At 47.6% G+C, this 12,806-nt stretch carries 8 protein-coding genes; all 8 read right to left on the bottom strand.

Annotation, left to right across the window (positions count from 1 at the left end; translation table 11 throughout):
* Window positions 1-5: 5 nt before the first annotated feature.
* Window positions 6-728 (bottom strand): pentapeptide repeat-containing protein, encoded by a 723-nt coding sequence (locus QT987_RS18035; protein ID WP_333242431.1) that lies wholly within the window; start codon window positions 726-728, stop codon window positions 6-8.
* A gap of 66 nt (window positions 729-794) precedes the next feature.
* Window positions 795-1,271, bottom strand: coding sequence for a chemotaxis protein CheW (locus QT987_RS18030; RefSeq protein ID WP_333242428.1), 477 nt, complete (start codon window positions 1,269-1,271; stop codon window positions 795-797).
* A 319-nt stretch (window positions 1,272-1,590) separates the two neighbouring features.
* Window positions 1,591-4,404 carry a hybrid sensor histidine kinase/response regulator gene (locus QT987_RS18025; RefSeq protein WP_333242425.1) on the bottom strand — a complete coding sequence of 938 codons (2,814 nt, stop codon included), beginning with the start codon at window positions 4,402-4,404 and terminating at the stop codon, window positions 1,591-1,593.
* Between the two features lie 61 nt (window positions 4,405-4,465).
* On the bottom strand, window positions 4,466-4,795 hold the full coding sequence (locus QT987_RS18020) for a hypothetical protein (protein WP_333242422.1): 330 nt from the start codon (window positions 4,793-4,795) through the stop codon (window positions 4,466-4,468).
* Window positions 4,792-5,094: a type II toxin-antitoxin system RelE/ParE family toxin gene (locus QT987_RS18015; RefSeq protein ID WP_333242420.1), complete on the bottom strand. Its 303-nt coding sequence runs from the start codon at window positions 5,092-5,094 to the stop codon at window positions 4,792-4,794. Before QT987_RS18015 ends, QT987_RS18020 begins: the two co-directional genes overlap by 4 nt.
* Window positions 5,095-5,196: 102 nt before the next feature.
* Window positions 5,197-10,992 carry a PAS domain S-box protein gene (locus QT987_RS18010; RefSeq protein ID WP_333242417.1) on the bottom strand — a complete coding sequence of 1,932 codons (5,796 nt, stop codon included), beginning with the start codon at window positions 10,990-10,992 and terminating at the stop codon, window positions 5,197-5,199.
* A 90-nt stretch (window positions 10,993-11,082) separates the two neighbouring features.
* Window positions 11,083-11,586 (bottom strand): chemotaxis protein CheW, encoded by a 504-nt coding sequence (locus tag QT987_RS18005; protein WP_333058426.1) that lies wholly within the window; start codon window positions 11,584-11,586, stop codon window positions 11,083-11,085.
* A gap of 256 nt (window positions 11,587-11,842) precedes the next feature.
* Window positions 11,843-12,208, bottom strand: coding sequence for a response regulator (locus QT987_RS18000; RefSeq protein WP_333058429.1), 366 nt, complete (start codon window positions 12,206-12,208; stop codon window positions 11,843-11,845).
* Window positions 12,209-12,806 lie beyond the last annotated feature (598 nt).

The following is a 12,806-nucleotide window of genomic DNA, read 5'->3' as shown; positions in this document are numbered from 1 at the left end:
TATTATTAATTATTTTTTCTGCCGTCGGGCATTGTGGTGCCGGCCATACTTGCTCGATCGATAGTAGCGCCATCTATATTAGCATTGCGGAGGTTGGCATCGGAAAGATTGGCATCTCTCAAGTCGGAAAATCGCAAGTCTGCACCGTCTAGATTTGTCTTTGTCAAGTTAGCTTTTCTAAGGTTAGCGTTGCTGATTCTCGCTCCTACTAATTCGGCTCCGCTTAAGTTTGTGCGAGCTAGATTGGTGTTGACAAAATCTGATATCTCGAAGCGACTACCGCTGAGGTTGGCATCTGATAAATCCGATCCTGTCAGGATGGGATTTTTTAAGTTAAGGTTAACTAATTTTACGGCTCGGAGGTCGCAGCGGGAGCAGCTTTGAGTTAGCAGCAGCGTTTCGACGTTGGCGTTGATTTGGTCGATTTGTTGCTGGGAGAAATTTTCGGCAAATTGTGGGGAGACGTAGCCGAGCTTTTTGGGGTCGTTTGCTTTTGGTTGGGGTGTTTGGATTGGGGGTGTTTGGATTTGTTGGGGTGTTTGGATTTGTTGGGGTGTTTGTGGTTGGGGTGTTGGGATTGGTTGGGGTGTTGGGATTGGTTGGGGTGTTGGGATTGGTTGGGGTGTTTCTATTTGCCCGATCGCACTTAGTTGCAGCCCCACCTTCGGCAAATCGAGAGTTGCTGCAAAAATTAGTAGGGCGATCGACATTATTGTGAGTTTTTTCATAAATCAATAACTTTTTGTTTGCAAAAATACCATTTATATGGTATAATACCTCGAAAAGTGAATTCCCTACATTTCGGTAAATAAATCGAAATTCAGATAAAAAACTTCGGAACCATCAGGTGCGCGAATTAACTTTTCTATTACCGGAGGCAGTTGCTGTTGACGGTACAATTCGGGAATCTCGCAGAAGCTTTCTTCGGTAATTTCCAAAATTTTTGGCATATCAGGAAGGGGAATTCCCAACCGATCGCTTTTATTTAAAGTACAAATAATCAGGTATTTGCACTCAGCAATGATCGGACTGCTGGGAAATATTGTGGATAAATTAATTATGGTAATCAGTTCTTCTTGATGCCGCAGTAAACTATTACCGTTAGGTAAAAGACCGTAGGCATTAAAGTTTTTAACAATGCGTTCCACTCGCTCAATAGGAACAGCATAGTAAATATTTCCTAGTTCAAAGGAAACAAACTTATGAGGAGCAATTCTAACAGTGGCGTGTTTCTTGCTCCGAAAGCGGCGATTGTAATTGGCGTGAGTCATTCGATTTTAGATTTTAGATTTTAGATTTTAGATTGAGGATTATTTGATTTTAGATTGAAGATTATTCATTTTATATCAACTCCCTTGGGATCTGAATTATTCATCTCTCTCTTCCCTTTCTCTGTATCCTCTGCGTCCTCTGCGGTTAAATCATTCCGATACAACCAGAATAGATATTAGGTTTTAAATAGAAGATTATGGGATTTTAGTAGGTGAGTCGGCTGCGTAGCTTTTAACTATAATTAGCGGGTGCAATTACTTTTGGTCTAAGTTTCGTTTGAGGTTAGCAATTATTTGATTAGAAATTTGAGATTGTGGATTAAATTATTGAGTGGTGGATTAATTTGGGGATAGCTTGTAAAAGTTGGGCTTCGCTGTAAGGTTTGGTGAAGTATTGATTTGCGCCTAATTCCATTGCCATTTGCCGATGTTTGGCCCCGCTACGGGATGTCAGCATGGCTACGGGAATCTTAGCAAACCGCTGGGTCGATCTGATCGATCGCAACAATTCAAATCCATCCATCCGAGGCATTTCAATATCCACGATCGCCAAACTGCAATCAAGACCATTTTGCAACTTTTCCAGGGCATCCACACCATCTTTAGCCTGTACCACCCGGTAGCGAGCACGAGTCAGCGTCAGAGACAACAACTGGCGAATTGTATAGGAATCATCCACTACCAAAATCTGCGGTGACTGACTCGCACTCGCCGGCATCTCCTGCACTTTACCGGAGACAGCGGCGATCGAACTATTTACCACAGGTTGACCCACCAAATCGTCCACATCCAGAATATTCACCACGCGCCCGTCCCCCAAAATCGTAGTCCCCAAAACGCCGCGAGGCTTGGATAGAGGCGGTGGCAAAGGTTTAACCACAATTTCCTGCTGACCGATTAGCCGTTCCACGGCCACCGCCAGCATTCCTTCGGTAGAAGCCAAAACCAGGACAGGAATTTCCTCTTGGGTCAAAGGGTCGGGAGAGGGGGCATCCGGCCCGACGACGCTGTATTCGAGCAAATCTTGCATTCTCACCAAACGAATAAATTCCTCCCGCCACCACAGCATCGGCTGATTGCCGGCAATGTGAACTTCCGAGGCTTTAATGTGCAGAATTTCCTCGACTGCATCCAGCGGCACTGCTATTTTATTGTGATCTGTCTTCACCATCAAAGCATCAGTAATCGACAGCAGCAGTGGCAGTTTAATGATAAAACTCGTACCTTTTCCCAGGCGAGAGTCTACCTTCACAGTCCCCCGCACAGTCCGCAAATTTGTTCGCACCACGTCGAGCCCGACTCCCCGCCCCGAAAGGTCGCTGACCCCTTCTGTAGTGCTGAAACCCGGCCAAAACAGAAAATCGTAGAGTTCGGCAATGGAAAATTCTTGAGCTTGTTCCTCCGTAGCCAAACCCTTTGTGACAATTTTACGGCGAATCATTTCCGGGTCAATGCCTTTGCCGTCATCGGCGACAGTAATAATAGTTTGGCCGCCTTGGTGGCGGGCTTCTATTTCTATTTGACCGCTGGCCGGCTTGCCGCTTGCTTTCCGAACTTCGGGAATTTCGATGCCGTGGTCGAAAGCGTTTCTCACTAAGTGTATTAAGGGATCGCGCAAAGCATCGAGCAAACTTTCGTCTATTTTGGTATCTCTTCCCACTAGCAGCAGGTTGACATCTTTATCGTATGTGATACACATCTCCCGCAGGGCTCTGGGCAAGTGATCGACGGCGCGACTGAAACTCACGACTCGCAACTGCATGACGCGGCTGCGTAGTTGTTCGGTAATGCGGCGCAGTTGGTCGGTACTGCGCTCGAATTTCATGGCTAAAGTGTCTAATTTGGTGGCGGAGTGAGAAATTGCTTGGGCAGTTTCGATGACTTCGGCGGCTGTCGAGTGGAACTCTGTATAACGATCCATCTCTAAGATATCGAAGTGAGCATGGGCCGGAGAGGATTTGCCGTTAGCAATCATGGGGAATTCTGTTTCTGCGGCTGCAAGTTTTCCCAATCCAGAGTTCCCGTTTCCCCCTCTCCACTCTGCAAAGCTCAGTCTGTCGTATTCTTCTCGCAACTGACCGCCGAATTGGTTCAAATCTACGATGTTGCGGCGGATGCGCTTGACTTCGCCCCGCAGTTCGGATTCTTGAAGTTCTAAATTTGTACGGTTGATGACTAATTCCCCGACTAGATTCACCAATTCAGTTAAGCGTTCTAAGTCTACCCGGATTGTCGGCCTTTGCGGGTTGGGGACTGGGAGAGAGGGGGAGATTTCGGGGAGAGTGGAGGAGGGGGAGATTTCGGGGGGAGTGGGAGTGGGGGAGAGTGGGAGAGTGGGAGAGGGGGAGATGTCGGGGATGTCGATCGCCCTTCCTTCCAATATTTGTTGGCGTGCGGTTTGCAAGTTTTGGGCGATCGCCCAACCCTCGGATTGCAACCGTTGTAGAGTCAAGTTTGGAGAGTCGATCAAATCTCTGAGGGCTGCGGCGACTTTCCCAAAATCCGGCAATTGCAGCATTCCAGCCAAACCGGAGAGTTGGTAGTAAACCTGGTTGAGGGCGGTGACGCTTGTTGCCAAATCTGCCTCGGGAGCTTGGGAAAGCTCGGTTTCTAGGCGATTGAAGAGTGCCGGCACTTGGTGTTCAAAAATCTGTTTCAGGGTTTCCGGGGCGGTCGATTGGCTGACTGTGGGGACTGGCGACGGTTCTGAGTTGCCGTACTTGGCCTGGAACTGATCGAAAATTTGGGCGATCGCCTCCAAGTTTTCCGTTTGATCCGGAGTTGTGACATCGGAGTGTTGAACTGATTCGATCGTAATCTTTTTGAGAGCATCCACCCCCTGCAGCAAAACACTCACAGTAGTCGGTTCCAGGGCCGCCAAGTCTGTGCGATCGCGCAAAATGACAAAACAGTCCTCCAGCGTGTGAGCCGCCGCCGATACGTTTTGAAAGCCCAACATCGAACCCGCACCTTTAATCGAGTGAGCGGCCCGAAACATTTCTTTAACTGCCGCTTGTCGCTCTTTCAAACCCGCAGCTTCCATCCCCAGCAGATTCGTCTCCATTGACTGAAGAAACTCTTCGCATTCTGCGGTAAAAGCATCTATTAATTCGTTTAAATCGTCATCATTCATATGAGCGGCCAAGATAAGCGGCCAGTAGTTTTGAACTCTTACCGATAACCTCGGTTCTTTGCTAATCGTTTGAACTCAAGGAATTTTCTAAGGAATTTTCTTTCGTTATTTCCGATCCCAAGCCAAGTTGTTGCCGCACTGCTTGCAATGATTTTCCTCTTTTTGCCTTCGGGCGATCGCTTGGAGGCGGCACATCGTCAGCCGAAATAACTGGTTTTTTTAGAGCAGCAAGGAGTTGGTTTAATTCTTCTTGAAGTTCTTCCACTGATTCTCCAAAAGGTGCGGTTTCTTTTTCAGAGCAGGCTGCGATCGCACCCTTATCGTCATAATACACCGTGCGAATTGTGTACCCGCCCTCCTCAAAAAATACTCGATAATCCCAGTTCATCATAGTTCTTCCTCTTCTCCTTGAAATATGTATCTATTCCCCTGCTTGCCAGCGATGCGCTCTATACTGACAATTTTAACTTGCTTGTCAACGTTGTACAAAACGCGATATACGCCCAATCTCAATTCCCATTCTGCTGTATTATTTGGACGCAGGGCTTTCCGGTTGCGCGTCTCGGTAGTGGGTTCATAACAAAGGTTAGCCTCAATACCGTCAACAATTACATTCTGTTCGTGTTTCTTAAACCACTGCAAATCCTCAATCGCTTGGTCTGTAAACTCAATCTCAAACACGATCGCCACAACCTAAAAATATTTCAAATACTCAGCCATCTTACCATTCATCATCGCACACTGCCACAATACCTAGAACCCCGACTTCTTCAATAAGTCGGGGTTCTAAAATTACGAACGGAAATTCGCCACGGACTTTTGCAATTGGCCCAGAGAACCAGACAACTCGTCCAAAGATGCTTTGACATCCGCACCTTTTTGTGCGGTCGTATTCGCAATCTCGTTGACTTGCTGCATACTGTTAGCAATTCCCTCAGCCGAAACAGTTTGCTTGGCAGATGCAATAGTAATATTCTGCACCAAAGCATTCATTTCTCGACTAACTTCGATGATGGCATTGAGGTGGGTTTTAGCTTCGCTTGCTAGCTTAGTGCCTTCCACTACCTCCAGCGTCCCCGATTCCATTGCCTTCATCACGCGGCTGATTTCTTCTTGAATTGTACCGACAATTTCCGAGATTTCCTCCGTAGCGCCGGCGGATCTTTCTGCTAATTTCCGCACTTCTTCGGCAACAACTGCAAAGCCTAAACCTTGTTCGCCGGCTCGCGCCGCCTCAATAGTAGCATTCAGAGCTAATAAATTAGTTTGCGAAGCAAGTTGAGAAATCGAAGTCACAATTTTGCCAATTTGCTGCGAAGATTCGCCCAAACGCTTCATCATTTTCGAGGTAGAGGCGATCGTCAACCGGAGCCCGTTAATGCCTTCGACAGCTCGATCGACCGCCATACCGCCGACTTCAGCCGTTTGAGAAGACTGCTGAGCCACTGTTTCGGCCCGCACCGAAACATCTCGCACGTCGCGGATCGAATTCACAATCCGCTCTATTTCGCGCATGATGGCAGATATTTTTGCTGCTTGAATTTCTGCCTGTTGGGTGAGTTGACTGGTATTGTTAATTGACTCGTCGGTGGCAGATGTTACCTGTTCGGCTAAAGTTTGAATTCCCGTTACTACTTTCCGCAGAGAACCGATTAAGAAGTTGAAAGAGTCGGCGACAGCACCTAAAACATCGTTAGTCACTTCCGCCCTGACTGTCAAGTCGCCTTGAGCCGCGCCTTTAATTTCTCCCAACAATTTAAGGACTTGCTGCGTCAGAGAATCAGCTTCAGCTTTACGTTCTGCTGCTAATTTTCCTAGTCGTTCTTCTGCCTCTTTGCGCTCGGTAATGTCAAAGCGAATGGCGATATATTTGACTATTGTGCCGCTGGTATCAAAGATGGGGGAGATCGTCGAATCTACCCAGTAAAACGAGCCATCTTTACGTCGGTTTTTGATTTCCCCTTTCCACACCAAACCGCGAGAAAGTGTCACCCACATTTCTTCAAAAAATGATTTGGGATGGTAGCCGGAATTGACGAGGCGGTGGTTGCGGTGCAGGAGTTCTCCCATGCTGTAACCCGATATTTCAATGAATCCGTCGTTGACGTAGGTAATCATGCCTTGCAGATCAGTCTCGCTGACGATCGCCGATTCGTCTAGGGCATTTTGCCGCGTTTTGAGTTCTTGCAGCAAGCGTTCCTGTGTCTCGGCCAACTGCTGCATTTGCTGCTGGGACGATCTTTCCTGGGTGACGTTGCGGCAAACTACTACGCCGCCTTTGAGTGCGCCCGTTTCGTCTTTGAGCGGCCGGCCGGTAATTTTCACCCACAGGCCCTCTGGATTCCCTGCGTGGCGGGTGAAAACCTCTACGTTCTCAGGAGATTCTCCTCTAATTGCCCGTGTTAAGGGGATCTCGGCTGTGGGATAGGGAGTTACCGTATCGGGCAAGAATAAACCGTATCTTGCCGACCATTCGTCGGGAAGAGTATCTGTCGAACCCGTGCCAAAGATATCTGCGGCGGCGGGATTGAACAACACAAAATTGCCTTTTTCGTCGGCAGCAATTATGCCGTCGCCAATGCTATTTATTAGCAGTTGCAAGAGATTGGTTTGTTGCCGAAATTGGTCTTCGGAACGGGCTAATTGGGCTGTTGTTTTTTCCAGTTGCACCATCGCCTGTTTGCTTTCAGTAACGTCGCGAGCGACTGCATACATGAGCTGTTGTTCGGTTTCAGGTCGCACTTTCCACGACAGCCACTTGTAGGAACCGTCTTTGCAGCGGTAGCGATTTTCAAAAGATTTTAATTCGGCGCCACTAGCTACTTTTTCCGCTTGTTTTCGGGTTGATTCGCGATCGTCTGGATGGACTAAATCGATATAATAGTTGTCTTCGAGTTCATGCGCCTTGTAGCCGAGTGTGTTTTCCCAAGAGGGATTGATACGCTTGAATTTGCCTTCAAAACTTATAATACAAACCAAGTCTAGGGAAAGGGTAAAAAATCGATCGCGCTCTTCTTCTGCTTTTTTGCGATCGGTAATTTCGATCGCCACACCGCCGACACCGATGGGTTTGCCGTCAGCTCCGGGCAAAGGAAAATATGACGCCAGCCAATCTCGCACGATGCCCGGTTCGTTGACGGTTGTACCCGACACCTCAACGTTTAAAAACGGTTGGTTGGTGGCGAGAATCTGCTGCAACATCGGCTGTAGGGTATCGACCATTTGGGGTACAACTTCCCTCACCGTCTTGCCGAGGTGTTCGGCAACTGAGACGCCTGTGGTTTCCGCTAATTTCTCGTTAACTTGGACGAAGCGCAACTGCTCGTCAAAAATAAACATTGAGGCCGGGGCGGCTGTGAAAAATGCGTCAAACCGGGTTTGACGCAAAACTAATTCTCGTTCTAGGGCTTTGCGATCGGTGATGTCGCGAGCTTCGGGAATCAGCAGCACGACTTTGCCGCTGTCGTCTACGATCGGCTTGAGGGAGAAGTCCACAGTTATCACAGCACCCCCAGCAACGAGTACGTCGGCTTCGTAGCGGACAACCTCGCCGGCGGCGGCTTTTGTGAGCGCTGCTTGCACTTTTTGCTTGGCTTCTGGGGAAATTTGCCACCACAAATTATCTACAAACTGCGTGCCTACGAAGTCTTCGCGCTCCATTCCGGCGATGTCGAGGGCTGTTTGGTTGGCTTCCAAAACGGTTCCGTCTGGTTTGAGCAGCCCCACTAATTGAAACGATTGGTCAAAAATGGCTCGGAACAGTCTTTCGCGATCGCGCAGCATCTCTTCTGCACGTTTGCGATCGGTGATGTCGCGAGTAACTGTTGCGAACCCCATCGGCTCGCCGGTTTCTGGGTGTTTGACTGTAAATAGGGTGAAGTCAACGGGAAAGTCTTCGCCGGTTTGAAAGTTCCTCAAGCGGAATTCGCCCTGCCAAAAACCGTCTCGCACAGTAGCAGGCACGATTTCTTCTTGGAAAATCTTACCATTTTCTACTGAGAAGAAGTCATACATACTTTTGCTTTTGACTTCTTCAATATTTGGCAATCCTGCTAGTTTCATTCCCGCGACATTCAGGTATGTTGCCTCTCCCTCCATGGTGGCAGTGCCGATAAAATCCGAGCTGCTTTCTACGAGCGAAATCAATCTTTGCTTTTCGATTTCTGCTTGCTTGCGCTCCGTGATGTCGTTGTTAGTTTCTAAAATTGCTTTCGGTTTTCCCTGTTCATCTCGCTGCAAATTCCAGCGACTGAATACGGTAATTTTGGTAGCATAATTGGTGGTGTGAATTACTTCTCCTTCCCAATAATCCTGCTCTTCTAACTGTGCCGAAATAGCGGCTAAAGGCTGGGGGAAAATGGTGTGCAATAGAGTATGGGTGATTTTCCCCAAGGCTTCTTTTTTTGTCCAGCCGTACATCCGTTCGGCTCCCTGACTCCAATAATTAATCGTGCCGTCCATATCCCGAACGATCAAGCCATCGCTGGCAAGGTCGAGCATTTGCAAGTTCTGCTGCAAGGCTTCTTCTACGCGCTTGCGTTCTGTAATGTTGCGGGCGATCGTTGAGATAAATTCAACTTCTGAATTCTCGGATTTGTGGGCAACAATTACTTGAGAAACTGGTATTTCTTCGCCGTCTAAACTCTGCCAAACTGTCTCGCCACTCCACACCCCGTCCCGGCAAGCTGCGGGGATGCCGACGTTCACAAGAGTGTCGATACTTTTGGGGGATGTCAGGTCAGAAATGCGGATTCCGGTTAAATCGGCGTCAGAGCCAACTCCCAACATTTCTCTGGCTGCGCGGTTGATATAAATGGTGCGCTGTTGGGTGTCGGCGATGCCTACCCAGTCTGTTGTGGTTTCTAAAATTGCTTTGAACCGCAATAGTTCTTGTTCAGATTTGCGACGATCTGTGATGTCGCGCGCCAAGCCGAGCATTCCTAAAATGTTGCCTTCTGCATCTTTGAGGGAGAATTTCTGGGTGTCGAAGCTGTGTACTTTGCCGTCGGCTAAGGTGGCTAAGTCGTTGTAACCGGGATGCTCCCGGTGGTTGCCGGCCCGGAAGTTTTGGATTTGGTTCTCGGAATCGGTTTCGGCGTGGAAGTTGGCGAAGATTCGATCGACCGATATACCAATTTCTGCGTCGTCTTTGCCAATAATTTCTGCTTGGGTTTTGCCGAAGGCGGCGGCGAAACCTGCATTGACTAGGGTGTAGCGCAAGTTTCGATCTTTGACAAAAATGCAGTCTGGCGTAGCGTCAATGACTGTTCGCAGCAAGTTTTGGGAGCTTTCTACTTCTGCCAGTGTCTGCCGCAGTTGTTCTTCCATTTGCACGCGATTGGTGATATCTCTAATCGCGCAAACGAGAAATTGTCTACCGTCGGCATCTACAAAGGTAGATTTTTTGGCGGAGACAAAGCGGGTGTTTCCTGCTTGGTCTGTGATAGTTTTTTGGATTTCGGTGCTGGTATTTGTCAAGAAAACTAATTCGTCTTTTTCTCGATATGTCTCTGCTTCCTGTTTGGGCAAAAACTGGTCGTAGGATTTGCCAATTAGTTCTTCTCTGCTGTGACCTAGGTGTTGACAAAAAGCATCGTTTAATATTAACCAGCGGTGCTGTTTGTCTTTGACGTAAATCGGGTCGGGGATGCTGTTAAGGATGTTGTTTAAAAATTTTTCTGAGGCTTTTAATTGCTCTTGTACTGCGGTGCGATCGCGAATTTCCTGTTCCAATTGTGCATTAGTTTGCAGGAGCTGCTCGGTTCTTTCATTCACTCGCTGCTCTAGTTCTGCCGTTAGCTGCTGCAAGGTCGCTTCTGTCTGTTTGCGCTGGGTAATGTCGCGGCCTTCGGCGAGGATTTGAAATACTTCTCCTGTTTCATTTAACAGGGGCTTAAAGGACACGTCAATTACTGTCACATGGTTGTTGGGGCCGGTGATTTCGTATTCTTCCCGGACAAACTTGCCTGCAGAGACTTGTTTAATGTTCATTTTTAGGCGCTGCTGGTTGGTTGGAGATGATGCCCACCCTGGTGTCAGCCAAAATTTCAGCCCCAGCACTTCTGATGCTTGGAAATCGCCCAATTCTAGCGCTGTCTGATTTGCTTCGATCAGAGTACCGTCTGGATCTAATACTGCGATCGCTTGAAAAGCTTGGTCGAAGATTGCGTGAAATCGCTGGGTAGTTTCGCTCAGTGCTTGTTCTGTTTCTTTTTTAGAGCTCAAGATTTGCTTGGAACCTACTAAGAATCCGTAACGGTTGGACAAACTCAAAAAAACGAGCGCCACCATTACAGTTATCCAATCGAACACACTTTGTGCCACCTGAGAGTGGGGCAGCCCTAGGTATTCGGCGGCGTGGCCGCTGTGGCCGAAAGCGCAGCTCCAAAATATGCCTGCTGTGGCTGTGGCGAAGATGTCGAACCCGAATTGACGGTTTCGCCACAAACCTAAGCTGATTATCCAGGCGATGGCAAAGTAACACACACAAATGATGCAATTAGCAGCTCCAGTTACCACCGATTGGGAGAAGTCAGGCAACGTCAGGGTGAAAGTCGTTGCGATCCAGGTATAGAGAATTTCGATCATAAGATTAAGGATGGGCAAATCGGATGCGGGCGATCGTTAGTTAAATTTATTCATGCACAGCCGTTGCAGACTTATCTGTATTGTTGATTTTTACCAGCGTTCGGAATGGGCGATCGCTTCTACATCGACAATCATTAGCAAGCGTCCTTCGGAATTGTACAGACCTTTTAAGAATGGAGCTAGGTCGGGACTCACATCTAGTGCTGAGACAATGCGATCAGGATTGAGAGGTAAAACTCCTTCGACGCGGGAGACGGCTAATCCCAGGCGCATTTTCGACAACAATCTCACGTCTCGTGGATCGGGCGCTTCTACCACTAAGATGCGACTGTTTGGGTGGTAGGTGTCAACCGACTCAATACCTACAAACAGTCCAAAGTCTGCCGCTGCTAAGATTTCGCCCCGCAAGTTGGTTAATCCCAGCAAAAATGGCTGGGTATTGGGAACCAGGGAAATCGGTTGTTCCTTGAGGGAAAGGACTTCCCGCACTGCCTCTAATTCTATGCCGAACAGACTGCCTCCTTGACCGAACAGGAGAAATTGCTTTGTTGCACTTGTCTGATTCCCCCCAGCGGGGGGAGCCGTTATTTTCATGGCTTATTTTTAGTTTCTAGTGTAGCTTACAAATTAGAGTGTTGCTTTGACCCTAAAGCCGATCGCCCATCGAGTTTTTCAGCATCACTTTGGGCGCCTCAAATGTTTCCGTTAAATAAATCGCGGTTGGGCAAATAAGCAGGTTTTTATCATTAAACATAAAGTTTTATGGAATTCAAAAACCCAGTTTATTAAAAAAAACGGGGTTTGTCGGTATAATGTTTTTTGGGAAGCGGCCGATCGCTTTATATTCGGTTTACGCTGAAAGCAGGCGCTGCACTATGTGGACGAGTTGTTGAGGTTCAAAGGGTTTGCTGACGTAAGCGTCGGCCCCTAAATCAGTTCCCCAAGCTTTATCGATCTCGGTGTTTTTATGAGTACAAAATACTACGGGCAATTTGGCAGTTGTGCGATCGCCCCGCAATTCTCTGATCACTTCAAACCCGTTCATTCGTGGCATCACTACATCTAAAACGACCAAAGCCGGAGGGGTTTTGCGGATCAGGGCGATCGCTTCTTCGCCGTCACCTGCCCGCATCACATCCAATCCGGCATCTTGAAGAATGCGGCAGATAATTTCTAGTTCGCTCTTAACGTCGTCCACTACTAAAATTTTGGACATGATTCCCCACTTCCTTGCTGTTATTGACAGCGGACTATGTTTATTTAGAAGCTGACGCGATCGGCGGCGATGGGACTATACCGCTTTGCGGACAAATTAATGTACTTCCAAATACATTATATAGCCGATCCTAGGGCTGAAGGTTAGCTGTCAGCGATAAAAAACGATAAAAATTTACTTGACTAACAGAATCGCTCTGAATAAATTAATCGGCAATTAGTAATTGATTCGTGGTAAGCTGTTCTGCATTTAAATTGGATGTCAAAAAATAATCAAACTATTGTGGGGAGTAGGGGTTGGGCGTCCCGCCCGCCCTGAACCTACAATTTAAATGCGCGACAGCTTAATTCGCTGTTTTGAAACCAACTGCTCTCAGTAGAAAGCTCCCTAGCCAGACAAAAGCCGGATATTCTACGTATTTTTTTTTAGCCTAATTCCCAATAATCTAGTTTTGTATAGTGCCTAAATGAGGGTGCTAAAATATTTAACTATCGGAATTAATAGCAATTTAAAAGGAGATATATAGCAATCCTAAATGATTCGTGTAATTCTTGTAGGGGCAAACCCCCCGTGGTTGCCCCGCCTTGGTTGGGGTAGG

Origin of the sequence: Microcoleus sp. SVA1B4, assembly GCF_036700545.1 — a bacterium.
In the GTDB taxonomy this organism is placed as follows: domain Bacteria; phylum Cyanobacteriota; class Cyanobacteriia; order Cyanobacteriales; family Microcoleaceae; genus Microcoleus.
Note: the sequence above shows the minus strand (reverse complement) of the source record. Positions and strands in the feature narration are given on the sequence as shown.

What these genes read in the sequence shown, in the direction of transcription:
- QT987_RS18035 (WP_333242431.1), bottom strand. Translation starts at nt 728, where the DNA reads ATGAAAAAACTCACAATAATGTCGATCGCCCTACTAATTTTTGCAGCA.
- QT987_RS18030 (WP_333242428.1), bottom strand. Translation starts at nt 1,271, where the DNA reads ATGACTCACGCCAATTACAATCGCCGCTTTCGGAGCAAGAAACACGCC.
- QT987_RS18025 (WP_333242425.1), bottom strand. Translation starts at nt 4,404, where the DNA reads ATGAATGATGACGATTTAAACGAATTAATAGATGCTTTTACCGCAGAA.
- QT987_RS18020 (WP_333242422.1), bottom strand. Translation starts at nt 4,795, where the DNA reads ATGATGAACTGGGATTATCGAGTATTTTTTGAGGAGGGCGGGTACACA.
- QT987_RS18010 (WP_333242417.1), bottom strand. Translation starts at nt 10,992, where the DNA reads ATGATCGAAATTCTCTATACCTGGATCGCAACGACTTTCACCCTGACG.
- QT987_RS18005 (WP_333058426.1), bottom strand. Translation starts at nt 11,586, where the DNA reads ATGAAAATAACGGCTCCCCCCGCTGGGGGGAATCAGACAAGTGCAACA.
- QT987_RS18000 (WP_333058429.1), bottom strand. Translation starts at nt 12,208, where the DNA reads ATGTCCAAAATTTTAGTAGTGGACGACGTTAAGAGCGAACTAGAAATT.